This is a genomic window from Sphingosinicella soli (genome assembly GCF_014199685.1).
GTDB lineage: Bacteria > Pseudomonadota > Alphaproteobacteria > Sphingomonadales > Sphingomonadaceae > Sphingosinicella > Sphingosinicella soli.
On record NZ_JACHNZ010000003.1, the window covers coordinates 1 to 19,726 of the forward strand.

Below are 19,726 nucleotides of genomic sequence, written 5' to 3' on the forward strand. Positions count from 1 at the left end.
GGCTCCGCTTCGCAGGCCATTGCTCAACCCGCGCTCATGCGCAACAAAGCTGCCGGACTCTAATCCGTGCTGGTGGAAACCAGGGGGTCACGTCAGCTTGAACAGACCTCGAATGTAGTGGGCGGCCTGCTCCTCGCCCCAATTGTCGCGGGTATAGACGTAGATCTCGTCGAGGCGGCGACCCGCACGATTCTGAACCCGAAAGGTGGCCACTCGATCAGCCCCGCGTATTGCGCGCGATCACCGTCTCGGCATCGAGTTTTTCATAGGCCGTTTCCGGCGCAGCAAAAGCGGCCGTCAATTCGGCTTTCAGCCGCGCGAACCCTTCGGCCTCGGCGCGCTCTTTGTCGCGGCGGATGAGATCGCGGACATATTCGCTGACATTCTCATAGGCACCGTCGTCGCCGATGTTGTTGGCAACAAACTCGCCCAGTGTGCCGCTGACACGGACATTCAGGGTCATGGCCTTGGGCATGGCATCGTCCTTTAAAAGACTGTCCTCAACATAAGGAATATTGTGGACAAGTGCAAGCGCATGGATCGAGCGAGGCGACATGGCCGCCTGCTATAGAACGACAAAATCGGCCCTTGGGATGTGCTGACGCAGATCGAGGTCGGGCAGGCTTGCACGACGCGCGCAGGAAGGCCGAGAGCGATGATCTGGTTGGAGAGAAATTCAGCATAAACGGCCTTGTAAGGGGCGCGAGGACGCCAATATCGGCATCGGCACCTTGTCTTTCTGAACGGGAGCGCAGGCATATCGCGACCATAATGCCGGATGACGGCGATTCATCCTTCCGCTAGGGTCCCCGGATGATGACAGCGAGTGCCAGAACAACGCCTCCAGCGCCGAAAACGCGGCGACAATACAGCAGCCAGGGGATGACCGAGCGCAGGGCACGGATCATCGCCCGCGCGCATGAAATTCTTGGCGAGGGCGGCGTTCAGGGCTTCACGATCGAGCGCCTGTGCCGCGAAGCCGATGTCGCGCCGCGAACGCTGTATCGGCTGTACGGCGACAAGGAGGGCGTGATTTTTGCGACAGTCGCCGAACGGCTTTGCGAAGTGCGCGCCCACATCGCGCGCCGCCGCAAGGTCTATACCATCGAGGTGGTGTTCGACGAACTCGACTGGATGGTTTCGGAAATGTACCGCGACCTTCTGTACGCGCGCACGGTCATCGATTTCTTCTTTTCATCGGTGCCGCGCCCGGCTGCCATTCGCGAGTTGGGATCGGTCGCCTACAATCGTTTCCGCAACTGGATGGACCGCGAGATTCTGGCAGGCAACACGTGCAGCAATCTCGATCTGGAACGCATCGCGCAGGAGCTCGTCGCCACGGAATTCGTGATCTACCACCGCTGGGCGGTCGAGGCGATTGACGGGCCGGCGTGCCGCCTGGAGCTTCACGCGAACTTTCTGAAAAGCGCCATCCTTGTACTGGAAGGCGAGGAACGCCGGCGGTACGTTGACCTTCTGGCGGAAACGCACCGCGCGCTCGGGCTGAGCCCCATCGGCGCGGCGGCATCCACCAACCGGGCCGAACGCGACGACGGCATTCATTTCACCGGCAAGGCATAGGCAATGATCTCGTCCGAACGCGGCGTCTGAAACCACATGTGCTGGCCCGCGGAGACGACGACATATTGCCGCCCCCCGCTCATGTAGCTCATCGGCGTCGTCTGGGTTCCGCCGGGAAGCCGATCCCGCCAGAGTTCCTTGCCGGAGCGCATGTCGAACGCCCGCAGATAGCGGTCCATTGTTGCGGCGATGAACAGCAGCCCGCCGCCCGTGGTGACAGGCCCGCCGATATTGGGCGTGCCGAGCGCAATATCCATAGGCAGCGGCACCGGAATACGATCGTTGATCGTGCCGAGCGGCACATCCCAGAGCGTTTTCCCGGTTCGCAGATCAATGGCGGTGAGCCCGCCCCACGGCGGCGGCGTGCAGGGCGCACCGAGCGGCGATAACAGCCATTCCCGCTTTACGTCATAAGGGGTGCCGGCCATCGGCGAGACATCTTCGGTTGCGGACAGCTGCACGGTGCCGCCCTCCGACGTCCTCCTGCGCAGCGTTACCACGGACGCCACGCGGCTGGAATTGATGAAATAGATCTGCCGCTGCGGATCAATAGCTCCCGCGCCCCAGTTCGCGCCGCCCGACGCCGCCGGATAGGTGATGGTGCCGCCCATGGTGATCGGCGTGAACAATCCTTCGGAGCGATATTTGGCGATGAGGTCGCGGCACTTGCCGCGGTCCCACCAGGTGAATCCCCACGCCTCGTCAGGCGTGATCGACTGCGGCGCGATGGGACGCGGGAGGCGCGGCCGGGGCTGGGTCGGCGACAGCCATTCGCCCTCCACGCCGCCTTGCGGAACGGGCACTTCATCAATCGGGAACAGCGGCGCGCCGTCGCGGCGATCGAAGACGAAAACATAGCCCTGCTTGGTGGGCTGCACGAGCGCCGGGATGGACACACCGTCGCGGTCTATGGTCATCAGCGTCGGCTGCGCGGGCGTGTCGTAATCCCAGATATCGTGATGGATGAGCTGCTGCGCCCAGACCAGCTGCCCCGTCGCCGCATTAAGCGCCACGGTGCTGTTGGCATGGCGATTATCGCCCGGACGCAGGCCACCGTAATAGTCGGGCGAGGCGCTCGAGGTCGGCAGATAGACCATGTTGAGGTCCGGGTCCGCCGACATCACCGACCAGACGTTGGCAGCGCCCGTCGTCTGGCGGCTGTCGCCCATCCAGTCGCGGTCTGATCCGCCATCCTGCGGGATCGGATCGAAGGTCCAGATTTCCCGGCCCGAACGCGCATCGAAGGCACGGACAATGCCGCGCGGGGCACTGGCGCGCACGTTGTCGAGCACCGAGGTGCCGATGACGATACTGTCCCTGACGATAGCGGCCGGGCCCGCGAGCTTCACCTCGCCCGGATGATGGACCTTCCCCGGATCGACACGCACCGTACCGCCCTCACCGAAGGCAACGCAGGGACGGCCGCTGCGGGCATCGAGCGCGATCAGGCGCATGTCGACGGTGGCCAGAATGATGCGGGTGGCGCACGCGGCAGTTTCCGGCACCTGCGTGTCGCGCCACTGCGAGACGCCGCGGCAGATATATTGATCCGGGATACGGAAGCGCGGATCAATCTGCGGGTCGAAAACCCATCTTTCCCGGCCTGTGGCGGGATCCAGCGCGATCACGCGCGCGAACGGCGTGCAGGTGATAAGCGAGCCGGCCGCAAGGATCGGCGTCGTCTCGTTGGTGCTGTTCGCCAGCATCGACTCCGACCGGCGGCCCAGCTCGCCGGTGGAATAGCGCCAGGCGACCTTCAGGTGCGCGACGTTCTGCGGGGTGATCTGTTCCGCCGGGGTGAAGCGCGTGCCGGCCTCGGTCGCGCCCCACTGTGCCCACGGTGTTTCGTCCGATGCGGTGGCGGGAATGACGAGCGGCCCCGGATCCGATCTGCCAAGCAGCGCCCACGCGCCTGCGAGCAGCGCGGCAATCGCCAGCAGGATGGACAGGGCTTTGACGGAGCGCGCTCGGCCGGCCATCGGCTCAGGCCGATATCGTCGCGATATGGGCGCGCACCTCGACGGTCTCGCCCTCCTCGGCGAGGATTTCGGAGAGCACGCCGGAGCCGGGTGACGGCACCTCGACCGTGGTCTTCGCGGCTTCGATTTCCAGAAGGTATTCCCCCTCCTGAACGGTATCACCCACGGCTTTCATCCAGCGGATGATCTCGGCATCCTGCATGCCCATGCCGAACTGGGGAAGCAGCACCTTGATATTTGCCATTGTCTGTTGCTCCTCTTCAGGCGGGGACAGGTTCGGGCGACGTGACAAGCTGGCGCGCGGCAGCGACGATGCGGTCCGCCGACGGATACAGCGCCTTCTCGATGGACGGCGAGAACGGCAGATGCGTATCGGCCGTGGCCACCCGCAGAACCGGCCCACGCAGCGACTCGAATGCGTGCTCCGCAATCAGCGCGGCGATCTCGCTGGCGGCGCTGCAGGTCTGGTGCGCGGGGTCCACGGCAATCGCCCTGCCGGTCTTTCGAACCGACTTCAGAATGATATCCTTGTCGAGCGGCACGAGGCTGCGCGGATCGACGACCTCCGCCGAGATTCCCTCTTTCTGAAGTGTCTGCGCGGCCTTCAGCGCCAGCGGAACCGCGCCGCCAATCGCGATGATGGAGACGTCTGTTCCCTCACGCTTGATATCGCCGCGGCCGAGCGGAATTATGAAATCGGGATCGTCGGGTAACTCCGATTTCGACGTCCAGCAGGTGGAATCCTCAAAGCACAAAACGGGATCATCATCCCGGATCGCGGCCTTCAACATGCCCTTCATGTCGTATGCCGTGGACGGCACCATGATCTTGAGACCGGGCTGGTTCATGAACATCGGATAGTTCCGATCCGAATGCTGCGCGGCGTTCGCATTGCCGTAGAACATGCAGCTGCGAATGACGAGCGGCAGACGTGCCTGCCCGCCATAGATGTAGCGCGACTTGGCGATGATGCTCATGATCTGGTCCATCGCCGGATACAGAAACGACGAGATCGTTGCATCGACGATCGGCCGCATGCCGACCATCGAGGCGCCGGCGGCCGCGCCGATGAATCCATTTTCGGAGATCGGCGTGTCGCGCACGCGTTCCATGCCGAAGGCATCGACGAAGCCGGTCGTCGTGCCGAAGACGTTGCAGATGATGTCCTCGCCCATGATGAAGACGCGTTCATCGCGGCTCATCTCCTCGAACTGCGCCTCGCGGATCGCTTCAAGAAAGGTTGTTTTTGCCATTGTCTCTCTCCGCTCAGGCTTTGATGAAATCAGGGATCGGCAGGCGATCGACGAACACATCGTCGAAGGCTTCGGCCTGTTCGGGATAGGCGCTGTCGCGGGCGAACTGGATGGCGTCCGCCACTTCGTCGGCAACCTCGCGCTCGATGGTGTCGAGCACGTCCGCAGCGACTCCGGCCTCCAGCAATCTCGCACGGTAGAGCGTCAGCGGATCACGCTTGCGCCATTCGTCCACCTCCGCGCCGCGATCGAGCAGGATGCGCCCCATGTTCACGGCGTGGTCGGCATAGCGATAGGTCTTGGTTTCAACGAGGGTCGGACCGCCGCCGGTGCGCGCGCGCTCGACAGCCTCTGCAACGGCCGCCTCGACGGCGTCGACATCCTGACCATCGACGATGATCGCCGGCATGGCGTAGGCTTTCGCACGCTCAGCAATGTCTTTCACCGGCACCGCCGCATGTGCGGGTGTGGAGACGGCGTATCCGTTGTTTTCGCAAACGAAGATCGCCGGCAATTTCCAGACGGCCGCGAGATTGACGCCTTCGTGGAACGCGCCCTCGTTGGTCGCGCCGTCACCGAAAAAGCACAAGGCGACGCGGTCGTTGCCCTGCAGCTTCGAGCCGAGCGCCGCGCCGGTCGCAACCGGAATGCCCGAGCCCACGATGCTCGTTTCGCCGAGGCTCCCGACGGAAAAATCAGACAAATGCATGGAGCCGCCCTTGCCCTTGCAGATGCCCGTGACCTTGCCGAGCAGTTCCGCCATCAACGGGCGCAGCTTCGCGCCCTTCGCGATCGGATGGCCATGGCTGCGGTGCGTGCCGACCATGTAATCGTCGTTCCGCAGCGCCATGCACGCGCCGACGCCGGAGGCCTCCTGCCCCGCATAGGTGTGCAGCGAGCCGGGGATCTCGCCCTGCGCGTGAATGGATTCCGCCAGATCCTCGAATTGCCGAATGCGCTGCATGCGGCGATATTTTTCGAGACTGCGATCGTTGGTTCCGTCCGTCATCATGGTCCTTTCAAACAGTTTCGCGAACTGGCGCGGCGGCAGCCGGCGCGTCCTCGGTGGTGATGAGTTCCAGCGGCGCGGCATACATCGGCTCCGGCCCCGGCGGTGTGATCGCGTAGACATTTTCCATATGACAGGGCCCGAGCTTTGCGCCGAAATACAGGCTGTCGAGGCTGATCAGCATGTCTTCTTCCATCACGAAGCCCTGCTTCACCCCGGCAAGACCGGCGGCGGGATAGGGCAGCGGGATTTCGAGCGGCATCAGCCCGATACCGTGCGCCACGACGAGGAGCTTTTCGGGCGTCGCGACGCCCTTGTCCTTCAGATACTCGTATCCGATGGCGGGCAGCGTGTTGGTGGAGACACCGGGCCGCAAACGATCGACCATCTTCAGGAACGCATCGCGCAGAATGTCGTGCATACGCTGATAGTCGGCGGAGGGCTTGCCGATGACTGCAGTGCGGTTGATGTCGATCCAGAACCCGTCGAGCACGCCTTGCGTTTCCAGGATGACGATATCGCCGCGCCGCAGTTTGCGATTGCCGCGCGTGCGAAAGAGATCCGGGATGAAATCATCCTTGTCATAAGAGCCGCCGAACAGCATCGCGCCCTCGTCAACCGGGATGACGCCGTTGCGCACCATGAAATCGCACAGACCCACCTGCACGCCGTTCCAGTCGACGCCTTCGCCGAGCAGCGATCCGGCGTGGGCGATCACCCGGTCGGCCATCTTGCCGACGCGGCGATAGCGTTCGATCTCGCCGGCGGTTTTCACGACGCGCACGCGCATCATGAAATCAAGCGCATCGCGATAGGTGTGTGGAACGGCGGACACAACCGCTGCGGAGACGCGGTGCTCGTCGAACGCAATCGTTTTCCCGGCCATGCCATGATCGGCAAGCGCGGCGGAAATCGCGGCGGCGATATCGGGCTGGCACGCGCCGCGGATCGCCGACGCCAGCTTCACGGCATCGGCATCGAGCGCACCGGGAGTGCGATCCGGATCGATATAGCGCGCGACCTCGCAGAAGTTCAGCATATCGAACGTGCGAATCTCGTCGTAGGTGCAATTGGCGCCGTCGCGGTTCAGCACCGCGACGATGCCGAGCGTGGCTTCGGGAATGACGAGGATCGCCGGCTTGGCCGGATCCGCGAAGACGATTGCGGCCGCGAACGCTTCCATCTGCGTCCAGCGTTCCAGGACCGAATGATAGCCGGTGGCATAACGGACGTCGTGCGGATGGCTGAGCACTGCGGCGTCCAGACCTTCGCGCGCCATCATGTCACGCATACGGTCGATACGGGGGTTCGGCATCAGGCAGGCTCCCGCACCGCAGTGTCGGCGGCTTCTGCCTTCGAAATGTCGGGCTGATGCTTGCCCAGATCGAGATCGCGCAGGAACTCGTGATTGAGCACGAAACGAATGTCGCCTTCGGGACCAGTGAACGCAACCGCGCCGTGGCCCATGAACAGATATTCCGTGGGCACCTTGCAATGCGCTTCGGTATGACGCGAACCGATGGGCTCGTAGCCATAGGTGCCGGCGGGCGCGGAGCCGACGTCGTAGATCAGCTCGCCCTTGGTGATGAAATACTGGCCATGACCGAGGTGCCAGTGCGGCGCGAAGGTGGCGCCGGGCTGCATTTCCACCCACAGCACCCAGTCGCCGGTTTCCTCGCTGTAGCGCAGCATGCGGATCGTCGTCCCCTCGCCCAGCTGATGCGGTTTCGCGTCGGCGATGTTGACGATGAGATCGCCCACCTTGCCGGGATTATGTGTCGCAGTCATCGTGCTCTCCTCGTCACATCGTCGCTGTAAGCCCCTCGTCGGCGATCACGACCGCGCCGTGGAGCGCGCTCGATTTCGGATCGACGAGAAAGCAAATCACTTCCGCCATCTGGGCGGGGTCCATGAAGAATTCGCCGCGCGGCGAAGGATGATCCTTCATCAGCGCAGCGATGGCCTGCTCGCCTTCCGGCGTGCGCAGGCCCGCCGTGAGCGGTGTGGCGACCGAACCGGGGCAAACACAGTTGATGCGAATGCCCTGCGCGCCCAACTCCGCCGCGAGCGTGCGCGCCAGCATGGCGACGCCCGCCTTCGATGCCGAATAGGCGCTGTCCCCCGCGCGACCGGCGATGCCGGAGACGGAGCCGACAAATACGATCCACCCTGCGCGCTTTTCCAGCATCGCCGGCAACACCGCGTGCGTGACGTAGAAACTGCCCTTCAGATTCACGTCGATGTGCCGATCGAACAGCGCAAGCGGGCTTTCCGGCACGGGATTGGGCGCCCACATCGCAGCGTTGTTGACGAGGATATCGACCGGGCCAGCGGACGCGGTCATGTCTGCGACGCTGCGCGCCACCGCCGCCGCATCGGAGATATCGACGTGACGCGCCGCGTCGATCATGCCCTCTGCAACGGCCGCATCCAGCTCGGCCTGCGGGGCGTTCGACAACACCATCACATATGCGCCCTCGCCGCGCAGCTGCCGACTGACGGCCTCCCCGATGCCGGAGGTGCCACCAGTGACGAGCGCGATCTTGTCGGCAAAACGCGTCATTGCGCGGTGTATCCTCCGTCTACAATGAGTTCGGAGCCCTGCATGTATCCGGACTCGTCTGACGCGAGGAACCTGACCGCCTTCGCGATATCGATGGGATCGGCCATCCGCCCGATGGGATGCGCGGGGCCCATTCCGGCGAACGCCTCTTGGACCGACTTGAAGAAACCCTCGTCGACGAAGCGCTGCATGATCTGATCGACCATGCCGGTCTTCACGCCCGAAGGGTGCAGGGTGTTGACGCGGATTTTCTGCTTCAGCGCCGAGAATTCCATCGCGCACGCCTTGGAGAACAGACGCACCGCGCCCTTCGACGTGCAATAGCCCGTGTGCAGCGGCGAGCCGATGAGGCCGGCGACCGACGAAATGATGATGATCGAACTGCCGTGCGGCGTCGTTTCACCGGTCCGCGCCATCAGATCAGACGCGACCTTGGTGCCCAGAAATGGCCCATCGACATTGACGGCCATCTGCTTGCGCCATTGTTCAAGCGTGGTGTTGACCAGCTTTTCGACAACGACAATCCCGGCGACGTGCGCCAGAATGTCGAGCCGTCCATGCTCGGCTTCGGTCGCGGCGATGGTCTTCTGCCAGCCTGCTTCGTCGGTGACGTCCAGCCGGTAATAGCTGCTGTTCGCGATATCGCTGGTGAACGTGCCGCTGTCGGCGGGAAGATCGGCGCCGATCACGGTGGCGCCTGCGTCGGCAAGCGCGGAACAGATTTCCTTGCCGATTCCGCCGGTGCATCCGGTGACAAGCGCAACGCGGCCTTCGAGCGATCCTATCATCCCAATTCTCCTTAGATGTTCTTGTCGGTGAGCGGTGTGCAGAGGTGGATTTCGGGCTGCCCGTCGACACAGTCCCAACCTGCCGCCGACATCGCGACGTGATAGGGTTTGCCGGGATGCGCGGCTTGGGCTTCGGCGCTTTCGAATAGCTCGGTGAAGATGAAAAGATCGGGATCGTCGTTCGATCGCATGACTTGCCAGATCAGCGCTTCAGGTTCATTCGCGTGCACATCGCTCTGGAGCTTTGCGACGAGACGTGAGAATTGCTCGGCGCGGCCGGGCTTGGTCCGCACATGCATGATGACGCCGATCATAAGGAGACACCTCTTTGATTTCGCAGGACATGTTGCGTGAAGCTGCGCGATTGGCCCAGGGGCCGACTCCGGCCGCCGCATTGCCGCTCATCGACAGGATGCTCGCGGCGGCGCCCCGTCATGCGGATGTGCTGACCGTCGCCGGGCTCGCCGCGCAGCGCCTCGGCAACCTGCCGCTGGCGCTCGAACGATTCGCGGCGGCGCGCAGCGTGGACCCGGACAATCCCGCGCGGCTTGGAAACCACGCCGTCGCGCTGAAACAGGCGGGCCGATACGACGAGGCTATCGCCGCGCTGCACCGCGCACTGGAGCTGCGCCCAGGCGCGCCCATCACGCTCGCCAATCTGGGATCGTGCCTGATTGCCGCAGGCAGAGCGGGCGATGCCGTTGCCCCGCTGCGAAATGCCGTATCCCTGAAACCCGATCATGCCGAAGCCTGGAACAACCTGGGCATCGCACTCGCGCGGAGCGGCAACGCCGACTCGGCCGACACGGCGTATCTGACGGCGGTTCGGCACCGGCCCGGATATGTCGAGGCGCTGCTGAACCGGGCCGACCTGCTCGTGCGCGGCGACCGCATCGACGAGGCCGAAGCAATCGCTCGCGAGGTTCTGGCGACGCACAAGGGACATCCCCGCGCCGCGAACCAGCTGGCGAGCCTTCACGACCGGCGCGGCGATCTCGACAGGGCGATTGCGCTCTACCGCGAGGCGCTCGACAGCGACGGGCTCAATCATCCCATCGGTGTGAACCTCGCCATGGCGCTGCTGCGCGTGGGCGACAATCCCGCCGCGCTCGCGCTGTGCGACAGGCTGCTCGATGCCTCTCCCAGCATTACAACGCCCCTCGCGCTGAAATGCGCGGCGCTGGACAGAATCGGCGACGCGGCGGCGCTGAATACGCTCATGAGCCTCGACCGTTTCACTGCGATGATCGACATCGAGGAAGCGCCCGGATTCGAAACGATGGATGAGTTTCACAGGGCGCTCGAACGGGACCTCGCGGCGCACCCCTCGCTCACGTTCGAACCGGAAGGTCTGGTGGCGCGGACCGGACATCAGAGCGGAGACCTCGCGGAGGACACCTCCCCTGCCTTCGCCGCGCTTGCGCACATCGCTCGCACCGAGCTTGCTCGCCACATGGACAGGGTGGGCGATGGCGTTCATCCCTGGCTGAGGGCGCGGCCCTCGGAATGGTCGCTCACGCTGTGGGGAACGATGCTGTCTCCCGGCGGCGCGGTCGAAGCGCACATTCACGCGCCCAACTGGCTGTCGGGCGTCTATTATCCCGCCTTCGCGCAGGACGGAGGAGACGGCCACGAGGGCTGGTTCGCCATCGGCGCGCTGCCGCAGGCGCTCGGCGGCGGCGGCACGCTTCATGTTCGCCAGCCGAAGGCGGGGCGCATGATCCTGTTTCCGTCTTATCTCTGGCATGCGACATTGCCGTTCACCGGCACGAACCGCCGGATCAGTTTCGCATTCGACCTTGTGCCGGAGGGCATCGGCCGGCGGCACAGCCTCGATGCGACCATGGCTTGACAGCCCGGCCCGCCGATCGAACCCACGGGGGAGGATTGTGGGAGGCAGATCGGAGGGCCGGGCCATCACGGCCGTTCAGAACCTCACACCCAGCTCCGCTCCGATGGACCGGGGCGCAGCATAGTTGGTGAAGTTGAACAGGCCGGCAACGGAATTTGCCGCGACGCGATACGTTTCATCGAGAAGATTGCGCGCGTAGATCGCGACCCGGTAGGTTTCTGTCGGATCGTTCCACTGCAGACTGGTTCCCAGCAGTGTCCGCGACTGACCGATTGTGAAATCGGAATTGAGCGTCGTGGTCTGGTAATCGGTCTGATAATTCACGTCCGCATTGACCGTGACCTGACCCCAATCCTGCTCGGGGAAGGCGTAATTGACGGCAAAGTTCGCCGTCCATTTCGGTACGTTGCGCAGCTCGAGATTCGAGGCATCATCATTGATGCCATCACCGTCAATATCCGTGAGGAATTCGAGATATTTCGCCTTCTGATAGCCCAGCGCCGCGTTGAGCGTCAGGCCATCCACCGGCGCTGCACTCGCTTCAAGCTCAAGCCCGTAGACCTCTGCCTTGCCGGCGTTAGTGGTCTTCGTCTCCTGCCCCGGAAGCCCGGTGATCGGATCGGTGAACGGCACCACGGCATCACGCTGAAGATCATCGTAACGCACGTAGAAGGCAGCGGCATTGAAGCGGAACCGGCGGTCGGCCGTTTCGGTCTTGAAGCCGAGTTCGAAACTGTCCGCCGTTTCCTCGCGGAACGGCAGCGCAGATGTCGCGGACATCGCCTGCTCGTTATAGCCGCCCGACTTGTAGCCCTGACTGTAGGTGAAATAATTGTTGATACCGTCGGCAATTGTCCAGCGATAACCAGCGCGGAACGTCGGCTTCTGGAAGCTGTCGCTGTCCGAATATTCCGGCCAGAAGCCGGTTTCGATCAGCGACCGGCGAACCTGCGGCCGCACCGAGAAGCTCTTTTTCTCCTTGGTGTAGCGGGCACCCAGGAACACGGAGAACGGATCGGCGAGCTGGTATTCGGCTTCACCGAACGCCGCGTAACTGTCCACCTTGTAATCCGCGGTCGACTGGTTCGGATCGGACGTCGCCGTATCGTCGCCAAGGTAGCGCAGGAAGCCCAGGAACGACGTGGCGTTCGCGTCCAGCGTCTGCCCCCAGTACATCGTACCCACCGTGAATTTCAGGCTGTCCGAGAAATCGGACGAGAAGCGCGCCTCCAGGCTATATTGTTCGCGCACGTCTTCGCGTGTCGAAACGAACAGATACGCGCTCTCTCCCGTATAATCCGATGGCAGGCTGGATTCCACACGGCGATAGCCGCCAACGAGCGTGAGCGCGCCGACATCCGGCCAGCTATGCTCGCCGCGAAGATAGACACCGTCCACGTCGATCCGGTGGCCATTCATCGTGCCAGGACATGTGGGCGCATCCGCGTCGCCGCGGCAAAGCGTGTTGCCGGTGTCGAACGGGCTGCCGCCCGTCGTCTGGATGCCCGGGAAACCAACCGCGTCCAACAGGAAACCGGGAGGCGTTTCATTGACGCTGGGCGGGGCATCGCCGCGATCCCGAAGCATCTCGTAGGTCAGCATGATGTCGGTGTCATCACCGGCTTCCCAAAGCAGTTTCGCGCGCCCGCTGAAATAGCGGGTGCCCGAAATGCGCTGGCCGCGCGGCTCGACGTCCGGCTGGAACTCATCGACATTGTTGCTCTTCGTCAACCGGTAGAAACCGTCGCTCTCCTGGAAGGACCCCGCAACGCGCAGGAACAGGTTTTCGGCGAGCGGAAGATTGACCGCCGCCTTCACATCCTTCGTATTGAAGCTCGAATAGCCGACCCGAAGTTCCGCGCCGAAATCGGCGGTCGGGCGTTTGGTGATGACGTTGATGACGCCGCCCACGGTGTTCTTTCCGAACAGCGTTCCCTGCGGCCCGCGGAGCACCTCGATACGCTCGATATCGAACAGATCGAACAGCTGCGTCTGAACGTGCGCCAGAACGAAATCATCAACCACCACGCCCACGGCAGGCTCGAAGGTCAGGATGATGTCGCTGGTCGACTGGCCACGAATACCAATGGCCGCAGCGTTGAACCCCGGCACGTTCGCGATGACGACATTCGGAACGTCACCGGCAATTGCGCGGAGATCGGTCGCGAACTTGCGATCGATCGCGGCGGCGGAAAACGCGGTCACTGCGACCGGCGTATCCTGAAGCGATTCAGAGACGCGGCGCGCAGTCACAACAATATCTTCGAGACTGAACACTTCTTCCTGCGCGCTCATCGGGGCCGGAGCCGGATTTCCAGTCTGTGCTGGCGACGTATCGGCCTGCGCCTGCGCAAGCGCTGCTGTGCTGGTTGTTGTCAGAAAGGCGATCGTCGCCGTTTCCAGAGCGCGTCTTGCGCCCCAGAGAAACTCCTTCATGGCGTCCTCCATCCCTCAATGGTCGTCCGCCCCTTTCGGGCGAATCATTTTCCGTTTCATAGCCGGTTGGCTGTTTCATAAAGGAGCATATATGTTCATTTTGTGAAAGCAAAAAAACAGACATGAATGCTTTTTTAGAGAACATGAACAACAAGGATCAGTGACTTTTTTATACTAACTATTTGATATTATTGACGTATCGCCTTTGTATCGGTATACAATATGACTCTGATTCATATGTGGCAGCCCCTATGCCAAGTGACTTTAGTCGGGACGGGATTGATCGGTTGCTTTCCTATGTCCGGTGTGGTGTCAGCCCGAGCGACGCGGCGAATTGTCTTCCCGATCGGAACTGGTCGGGATCGGTGACTGTCGCGGCGATGGCATTGCGAGAAATTCGCGGCTGAACTCGTCGATGATGCCCGGCATCCGGAACTTGTTTTTGGCCCGGAGCTAGGAGCCGTCGCGTCCCCTTCCCGCAGCGGCAAGCATAAACGCGCGTTTCCCCCTCCCCGTGGTCGCCCATCCGCCGCCAATTCAGCCGGGCGGAGCTTGGGACATCGCGCTGCACCCGCGCCCCGTCTTACAACCCCACTGGTGATTGAGGCACACCGGCCATTGCTTGCTTCGCACCTCAGGCAGACCGCGACATTCGGCATAAGGATTCCGGCAACGGCAACGGGATGATGCCGCCGGTCATGGAGCAGGAATTGCAGTACGGATTGAGGGACGTCGCAGCCACTATCGATCCGTCACCGGCAAGTTTGATGGTCGATGTCTATTCGGGACACCTGATGCCCGACGAGCAAGTGCGGATTTTCGGACAGACCGAGCGCGCCTTCGCAACCCGCGCGGTTCGTCGCGGTTCCTCGGTGCGGGCTCTCGGCAGCGGTCCGGCTCGGGGGCTCCCCGCGCTTCCCGTTCTTGCCAATGGCACGCAGTATGATCTTTATGACTATGTATCGCGCAACCGGGTGGCCGGTCTGCTGGTGATGCAGGGCGACGAACTCGTCCACGAGCAGTACGAGCTCGGCATCGCCCCGGATACGCGCTGGATTTCCATGTCGATGGCGAAATCCATCAGCACCACGCTGGTGGGCGCGGCGATCAGGGATGGCTACATCGGTTCGGTGGACGATCAGCTCACACACTATCTGCCGGAGCTTGGCGGCAGCGGGTATGAGGGCGTCTCGATTCGCGCGCTGATGCAGATGACTTCGGGCGTAAGCTGGGATGACACCCACACAAACCCGGATTCTGAACGGCGACACATGCTGAACTTGCAGATCGCGCAGGAACCGGGCGCGATCATGGCCTATATGGCGGGTTTGGCCCGCAAAGGGCCGCCGGGCACGCTGTGGAACTACAGCACGGGCGAGACCCATGTGGTGGGTGCTCTGGTGCACGCCGCAACCGGAAAATGGCTGGCCGATTATCTTTCGGAACGGATCTGGTCGCGCATCGGCACGGAAGCCGATGCCGCCTGGTGGCTGGAAGCTCCCGGAGGTCTCGAGGTCGCGGGCAGCGGCATTTGCGCGACGCTGCGGGACTATGCGCGCTTCGGGCGGTTTGTGCTGGAAGGCGGTGTCGTTGATGGCGAATCCATTCTTCCGGAAGGATGGGCGGCCGAAGCGGGCGCTGCGCGAGAGGTCGCCGGCCAGCGGCTGGATTATGGTTACATGTGGTGGGCCGTGCCTGCGCGAGATGGCGCGCTGGCCGACGGCGCTTACTCCGCCCGCGGCATTTTCGGACAGTATATCTATATCAATCCCGCCCGGCGCATCCTTGTCGTCGTGCTGAGCGCGCGGTCGAAACCCAGGGGCGCCGAAGCGATCCTCGACAATGATTTCTTCAATTCGGTCGTCGAGGCTATTGGCTGATGGACATTGGCGGAGGCAAGAACAGGTCATGACCACCGCCATCGACGCCCCCTGCCTGCCGGGCAAGCCCGCCCCCCGCGAAATCTGGGGACAGCCGCGGGGGCTTGCCTATATCGCCTTCACCGAGGCGTGGGAACGGTTCTCCTTCTACGGAATGCAGGCGCTTCTGGTCCTCTACATGGCGGGCCATCTGCTTCAGCCGGGCAATATCGAAGCCGTCTGGGGGTTCGCGACGTTCCGCGGCGGCATTGAATCGATCACGGGGCCGCTCTCCACCCAGGCGCTCGCATCGCAGATCTTCGGACTCTACGTCGGGCTCATCTACTTCACGCCGGTTCTCGGCGGTCTCCTCGGCGACAAGGTTACGGGACGCAAGCGCGCGGTTCTGGCGGGTGCCTGCCTCATGGCCATCGGTCACTTCCTCATGGCCCTGGAAGCGGCTTTCCTTCCTGCACTGGGGACGCTCATTCTCGGCGCGGGTCTTCTCAAGGGCAATCTCGCCGCGCAGGTCGGTGATCTTTACGAAAAAAACGACAGCCGGCGTGACGGTGCGTTCACGATCTACTGCACCGCAATCAATGTCGGCGCCACGATCGCCCCCCTTGTGTGCGGTACACTCGGCGAGCTTTACGGCTGGCACTACGGCTTCGGCGCCGCCGGCATCGGCATGCTGGTGGGCATTGTCATCTATCTTGCGGGCTATCGCCATCTGCCTCCTGAAAACGAGGCCATCGAACGCGGCGACAAGCCGAGCCTGGCGCCGGGCGACGGCCGCGTCATCATCGCCATCCTCATCGTGCTTTCGATCACCGCGCTTTACTGGATTGCGCAGGCACAGGTCTGGAACACCTACCCGCTTTGGCTTCGCGATCATGTCGACCGCGATGTCCTTGGCTGGTCCGTGCCGGTCACCTGGTTCCAGTCGCTCGACTCCCTCGCCGTGCTGATGCTCGCTCCCGTGATGATCCTGGCCTGGCGGAAGCAGGCGAAACGCAGCACCGAGCCGACCGAGCTTTCGAAAATCGCCATAGGCTGCTGCGCCTTCGCGGCTGCCTGCCTGCTCCTCAGCATCGGCCAGGCCGTTGCAGGCGATGGGCAGGTCGCGCTGGTCTGGCCTGTCGCGTTTCATTTCCTTTGCGCCATCGGCTACCTCTACGTCGCGCCGATCGCGCTTGCGCTGGTGTCGCGCGATGCCCCTGCCGCCGTGAATGCCATGATGGTGGGCGCCTACTACCTCGGCATCTTCATCGGCGGCATCGGCAGCGGCTGGCTGGGTCGCTTTTACGAGCCGCTCGGGCCGCTCGGCTTCTGGATGCTTCACGCCGCGGTGGTCGCGAGCGGCGCGCTGTTCGTGCTGCTGCTGCGGCAATGGCTCGTTTCGATGCTGCGCTCCAACGATACGCGCGCCCGGCACTGAACAGGGTGCTGGTGCGGTCCGGGCACCAGCACCTTTCCGTTTGTCATCTTGGCCCTTTCGCCAACCCCCTGAATGATCGCGATCAACAGGGTCGCCGACTGAGGCGACCCGCAGGGTGAGGATTTCAGGGTCATGCTTCGCAACTTTGCCGATACCGCCGCGCTTCAATCCCTCGACGCCGCGCACCACGTCCACTCGTTCGCCGACCCCAAGGCGCTGGCGCAAAAGGGCGCGCGCATCATCACGCAGGGCAAGGGCTGCTACGTCTGGGACAACGAGGGCAATCGCCTCCTCGATGGGATGGCGGGGCTCTGGTGCGTCGCGGTCGGCTACGGCCGGCAGGAGCTTTCGGACATCGCCGCGCGGCAGATGACCGAGCTTGCCTACTACAACAATCACTTCGGCACCTCCACGCCGCAGATGATCGAACTCGCAGAGAAGATCGCAAGGCTGACACCCGACGGGCTCGATCATATCCTGTTCGCCAATTCCGGGTCGGAGGCCAACGACACCATCGTCCGGCTCGTCCGCCGCTACTGGATGCTGCAAGGCAAGCCGACCAGGCAGACCTTCATCGGGCGCGATCTGGGCTATCACGGCAGCACGCTCTGCGCGGTGAGCCTTGGCGGCATGTCGCACATGCACGGCATGGCCCCCGAGATGCTCCCGGGCTTCGCGCATATCATGCACCCGCACCACTATCTGCTCGGCGACGGCCTGACGCGCGAAGAGTTCGGCCTGAAGGCTGCGCGCGCGCTTGAAGAGAAGATTCTCGAACTCGGCCCGGACAATGTCGCCGCGTTCATCGGCGAGCCGCTGCAGGGCGCGGGCGGCGTGATCGATCCGCCGTCCACCTACTGGCCGGAAATCCAGCGCATCTGCCGCCGGTACGATATCCTGCTCGTCGCCGATGAGGTTATCTGCGGGTTCGGGCGGACCGGCGAATGGTTCGGCTCGCAGCTTTACGGCATCCAGCCGGATCTGATGCCGATGGCGAAGGGGCTCTCCTCGGGCTATCTGCCGATCGCGGCCGTCGCCGTCGGCGCGAAGGTTTTCGATGTGCTGAACGAGGGCGGCCTTCTTGCGCACGGCTTCACCTATTCGGGGCATCCGGTCGCCTGCGCGGTCGCGAGCGCCAACATCGACATCATCGCGAACGAAGGCCTCGTCGATCGCGTCCGCGAGGATGTCGGCCCCTATTTCCACCAGTCGCTCCGCCAGCTGGCCGACAGCCATCCGCTGGTCGGCGAGGTTCGGGGTGTCGGCCTCGTGGCGGCGCTGCACCTTGTCCGCGACAGGGCGCCGAAAACCTTCTTCGCCCCGGAGCAACAGGCGGCGATCCATTGCCGCGAAACCCTGTGGGACAACGGCCTCATCGCCCGCGCCGTCGGACAGGCCATCGTGCTCAGCCCGCCGCTCGTCATCACGCGCGCGGAGATCGACGAGATGGTCGATAAGCTGAAAGCAGGCCTCGACGCGACCGCCGCTGCGTTCGTGATATGATGACGCTGCCGATTTCACCGGCCGCATCGGCGCTGATCGCGCGCGGACTGAAGCTCGGCGGGCCTGCGTCCCGCATGTTTGCGGTGCTCAATCCGGCAAACGGCGCGCACATCGCCGACGTTGCGGACCGCAGTGCTGACGACATGCACGCCGCCGTCGCACGTGCCGGGGCCGCCTTCCCCGCCTGGAGCGCCCGCACCGCGAAGGAACGCGGCGCGATCCTCCGGCGCTGGCATGGGCTTGTCGTCGATCACGCCGATGCGCTCGCGGAAGTCCTGACGCTCGAACAGGGCAAGCCGCTTGCGGAGGCGCGCGGCGAAATCCTCTTCGGCGCGAATTTCATCGAATGGTTCGCCGAGGAAGCGAAGCGCGTCTACGGCGACATCATTCCTCCCCATGCGCCTGACAAGCGCTGCCTCGTGCTGAAGCAGCCGATCGGGGTGGTCGGCGCAATCACGCCGTGGAATTTCCCGAGCGGCATGATGACGCGCAAGGTCGCACCGGCGCTCGCGGCGGGATGCACGATCGTGGTGAAGCCCGCCGAGGATACGCCGCTTTCGGCGCTTGCACTCGCCGTGCTGGCGGAAGACGCGGGCCTTCCCCGGAACGTGATGAGTGTCGTCACGGCGGCGCAGGCGTCCGAGGTCGCAGGCGTGCTGACGGCGAGCCCGGATGTGCGCAAACTTTCGTTCACGGGCTCAACCCGCGTCGGCAAGCTGCTGATGCGCCAGTGCGCCGATACGGTGAAGAAATTGAGCCTCGAACTCGGCGGCAATGCGCCTTTCATCGTCTTCGACGACGCTGATCTCGATGCCGCCGTCGCCGGCGCCATGGCGACCAAGTTCCGCAACGCCGGGCAGACATGCGTATCCGCCAATCGCCTCTATGTGCAGTCCGGCGTCATGGATGCCTTTGCACGAAAATACGCCGAGGCGGTCCGCGCGCTGAAGATCGGCGACGGCTTCGCATCCGGCACGCAGATCGGTCCGCTTATCAATGCCGCAGCTGTCGAGAAGGTCGACGGGCTCGTGCGCGACGCCATCGGCAAGGGCGCGCTTGCCGTGCTCGGCGGCGGACGGCATCCGCACGGCGGCAACTTCTACCAGCCGACGATCCTCACCGGCGTCTTGCCCGGCATGGAGATCGCAGGCGCCGAGATTTTCGGCCCCGTCGCGCCGATCACGCCGTTCGAAACCGAGGCCGAGGTCATAGCCCGCGCGAACGATACGCCTTACGGTCTCGCCGCCTATTTCTGGTCGCGTGATATCGGCCGCGTGTTCCGGGTGGCGGAGGCACTGGAATATGGCATGGTCGGCGCCAACGAAGTGCTGACCTCGAACGAAGGCGCGCCGTTCGGCGGCATCAAGGAATCCGGTATCGGGCGCGAAGGCTCGCGTTACGGCATCGAAGACTTTGTTGAAATCAAGTATCTTGCGCTCGGCGGAATCGCCGCGGCGGCCTGAAC

General features: G+C 63.6%; 17 protein-coding genes. 6 read left to right on the top strand and 11 right to left on the bottom strand.

The genetic code is table 11. The features are described 5' to 3' along the window. Positions 1–217: 217 nt before the first annotated feature. A complete protein-coding gene (locus tag GGQ98_RS02115) occupies positions 218–556 on the bottom strand; it encodes a ribbon-helix-helix domain-containing protein (protein ID WP_243451635.1) in 339 nt (112 codons plus the stop codon). Between the two features lie 326 nt (positions 557–882). Here GGQ98_RS02115 and GGQ98_RS02120 point away from each other — a divergent pair, with 326 nt between their 5' ends. After that, positions 883–1,581, top strand: a complete 699-nt coding sequence (locus tag GGQ98_RS02120) for a TetR/AcrR family transcriptional regulator (protein ID WP_243451636.1) — start codon at positions 883–885, stop codon at positions 1,579–1,581. Here GGQ98_RS02120 and GGQ98_RS02125 read toward each other — a convergent pair. The 9 genes from GGQ98_RS02125 to GGQ98_RS02165 are packed head-to-tail and all read right to left on the bottom strand — an operon-like array spanning position 1,560 to position 9,487. Next, on the bottom strand, positions 1,560–3,560 hold the full coding sequence (locus GGQ98_RS02125; protein ID WP_184064414.1) for a pyrroloquinoline quinone-dependent dehydrogenase: 2,001 nt from the start codon (positions 3,558–3,560) through the stop codon (positions 1,560–1,562). The genes GGQ98_RS02120 and GGQ98_RS02125 overlap by 22 nt on opposite strands. A 4-nt stretch (positions 3,561–3,564) precedes the next feature. Then, complete coding sequence (locus GGQ98_RS02130; RefSeq protein WP_184064417.1) at positions 3,565–3,804, bottom strand: lipoyl domain-containing protein; 240 nt, start codon at positions 3,802–3,804, stop codon at positions 3,565–3,567. A gap of 16 nt (positions 3,805–3,820) precedes the next feature. Beyond that, the gene (locus GGQ98_RS02135; RefSeq protein ID WP_184064420.1) at positions 3,821–4,813 is read right to left on the bottom strand and encodes an alpha-ketoacid dehydrogenase subunit beta; all 993 of its coding nucleotides are present in this window, start codon (positions 4,811–4,813) and stop codon (positions 3,821–3,823) included. A gap of 13 nt (positions 4,814–4,826) precedes the next feature. Beyond that, positions 4,827–5,822, bottom strand: a complete 996-nt coding sequence (locus GGQ98_RS02140; RefSeq protein WP_184064423.1) for a thiamine pyrophosphate-dependent dehydrogenase E1 component subunit alpha — start codon at positions 5,820–5,822, stop codon at positions 4,827–4,829. A 10-nt stretch (positions 5,823–5,832) separates the two neighbouring features. Continuing rightward, on the bottom strand, positions 5,833–7,137 hold the full coding sequence (locus tag GGQ98_RS02145) for a M24 family metallopeptidase (RefSeq protein ID WP_184064426.1): 1,305 nt from the start codon (positions 7,135–7,137) through the stop codon (positions 5,833–5,835). After that, entirely contained in the window at positions 7,137–7,610 is a 474-nt protein-coding gene (locus GGQ98_RS02150) for a cupin domain-containing protein (protein WP_184064429.1), read from the bottom strand. Before GGQ98_RS02150 ends, GGQ98_RS02145 begins: the two co-directional genes overlap by 1 nt. Positions 7,611–7,623: 13 nt before the next feature. Further along, entirely contained in the window at positions 7,624–8,385 is a 762-nt protein-coding gene (locus tag GGQ98_RS02155) for an SDR family NAD(P)-dependent oxidoreductase (protein WP_184064432.1), read from the bottom strand. Next, the gene (locus GGQ98_RS02160) at positions 8,382–9,173 is read right to left on the bottom strand and encodes an SDR family oxidoreductase (protein ID WP_184064435.1); all 792 of its coding nucleotides are present in this window, start codon (positions 9,171–9,173) and stop codon (positions 8,382–8,384) included. The genes GGQ98_RS02155 and GGQ98_RS02160 overlap by 4 nt, the downstream gene beginning before the upstream one ends. An 11-nt stretch (positions 9,174–9,184) precedes the next feature. Further along, the gene (locus tag GGQ98_RS02165) at positions 9,185–9,487 is read right to left on the bottom strand and encodes a putative quinol monooxygenase (RefSeq protein ID WP_184064438.1); all 303 of its coding nucleotides are present in this window, start codon (positions 9,485–9,487) and stop codon (positions 9,185–9,187) included. 50 nt (positions 9,488–9,537) lie between these two features. Here GGQ98_RS02165 and GGQ98_RS02170 point away from each other — a divergent pair, with 50 nt between their 5' ends. Continuing rightward, positions 9,538–11,025 carry a 2OG-Fe(II) oxygenase family protein gene (locus tag GGQ98_RS02170; RefSeq protein ID WP_243451637.1) on the top strand — a complete coding sequence of 496 codons (1,488 nt, stop codon included), beginning with the start codon at positions 9,538–9,540 and terminating at the stop codon, positions 11,023–11,025. Positions 11,026–11,100: 75 nt separating this feature from the next. Here the strand turns inward: GGQ98_RS02170 and GGQ98_RS02175 are convergent, their stop codons facing one another. Continuing rightward, on the bottom strand, positions 11,101–13,461 hold the full coding sequence (locus GGQ98_RS02175) for a TonB-dependent receptor (RefSeq protein WP_184064441.1): 2,361 nt from the start codon (positions 13,459–13,461) through the stop codon (positions 11,101–11,103). 683 nt (positions 13,462–14,144) lie between these two features. On the opposite strand from GGQ98_RS02175, the gene GGQ98_RS02185 reads away from it, so the two are divergent. The 4 genes from GGQ98_RS02185 (at position 14,145) to GGQ98_RS02200 (ending at position 19,724) form a co-directional block, all read left to right on the top strand. Then, positions 14,145–15,341, top strand: a complete 1,197-nt coding sequence (locus GGQ98_RS02185; protein ID WP_184064444.1) for a serine hydrolase domain-containing protein — start codon at positions 14,145–14,147, stop codon at positions 15,339–15,341. A 28-nt stretch (positions 15,342–15,369) separates the two neighbouring features. Beyond that, positions 15,370–16,758: a peptide MFS transporter gene (locus GGQ98_RS02190; protein WP_184064447.1), complete on the top strand. Its 1,389-nt coding sequence runs from the start codon at positions 15,370–15,372 to the stop codon at positions 16,756–16,758. 132 nt (positions 16,759–16,890) lie between these two features. Next, entirely contained in the window at positions 16,891–18,261 is a 1,371-nt protein-coding gene (locus GGQ98_RS02195; protein WP_184064450.1) for an aspartate aminotransferase family protein, read from the top strand. Next, complete coding sequence (locus GGQ98_RS02200; protein WP_424141338.1) at positions 18,261–19,724, top strand: NAD-dependent succinate-semialdehyde dehydrogenase; 1,464 nt, start codon at positions 18,261–18,263, stop codon at positions 19,722–19,724. Before GGQ98_RS02195 ends, GGQ98_RS02200 begins: the two co-directional genes overlap by 1 nt. The last annotated feature ends 2 nt before the right edge of the window (positions 19,725–19,726 follow it).

Excerpts from the sequence above, each read along its gene's own strand:
- GGQ98_RS02120 (WP_243451636.1), top strand. The coding sequence starts at position 883 with ATGACCGAGCGCAGGGCACGGATCATCGCCCGCGCGCATGAAATTCTT.
- GGQ98_RS02135 (WP_184064420.1), bottom strand. The coding sequence starts at position 4,813 with ATGGCAAAAACAACCTTTCTTGAAGCGATCCGCGAGGCGCAGTTCGAG.
- GGQ98_RS02125 (WP_184064414.1), bottom strand. The coding sequence starts at position 3,560 with ATGGCCGGCCGAGCGCGCTCCGTCAAAGCCCTGTCCATCCTGCTGGCG.
- GGQ98_RS02150 (WP_184064429.1), bottom strand. The coding sequence starts at position 7,610 with ATGACTGCGACACATAATCCCGGCAAGGTGGGCGATCTCATCGTCAAC.
- GGQ98_RS02155 (WP_184064432.1), bottom strand. The coding sequence starts at position 8,385 with ATGACGCGTTTTGCCGACAAGATCGCGCTCGTCACTGGTGGCACCTCC.
- GGQ98_RS02145 (WP_184064426.1), bottom strand. The coding sequence starts at position 7,137 with ATGCCGAACCCCCGTATCGACCGTATGCGTGACATGATGGCGCGCGAA.
- GGQ98_RS02140 (WP_184064423.1), bottom strand. The coding sequence starts at position 5,822 with ATGACGGACGGAACCAACGATCGCAGTCTCGAAAAATATCGCCGCATG.
- GGQ98_RS02115 (WP_243451635.1), bottom strand. The coding sequence starts at position 556 with ATGTCGCCTCGCTCGATCCATGCGCTTGCACTTGTCCACAATATTCCT.
- GGQ98_RS02200 (WP_424141338.1), top strand. The coding sequence starts at position 18,261 with ATGACGCTGCCGATTTCACCGGCCGCATCGGCGCTGATCGCGCGCGGA.
- GGQ98_RS02190 (WP_184064447.1), top strand. The coding sequence starts at position 15,370 with ATGACCACCGCCATCGACGCCCCCTGCCTGCCGGGCAAGCCCGCCCCC.
- GGQ98_RS02175 (WP_184064441.1), bottom strand. The coding sequence starts at position 13,461 with ATGAAGGAGTTTCTCTGGGGCGCAAGACGCGCTCTGGAAACGGCGACG.
- GGQ98_RS02195 (WP_184064450.1), top strand. The coding sequence starts at position 16,891 with ATGCTTCGCAACTTTGCCGATACCGCCGCGCTTCAATCCCTCGACGCC.
- GGQ98_RS02160 (WP_184064435.1), bottom strand. The coding sequence starts at position 9,173 with ATGATAGGATCGCTCGAAGGCCGCGTTGCGCTTGTCACCGGATGCACC.
- GGQ98_RS02165 (WP_184064438.1), bottom strand. The coding sequence starts at position 9,487 with ATGATCGGCGTCATCATGCATGTGCGGACCAAGCCCGGCCGCGCCGAG.
- GGQ98_RS02130 (WP_184064417.1), bottom strand. The coding sequence starts at position 3,804 with ATGGCAAATATCAAGGTGCTGCTTCCCCAGTTCGGCATGGGCATGCAG.
- GGQ98_RS02185 (WP_184064444.1), top strand. The coding sequence starts at position 14,145 with ATGATGCCGCCGGTCATGGAGCAGGAATTGCAGTACGGATTGAGGGAC.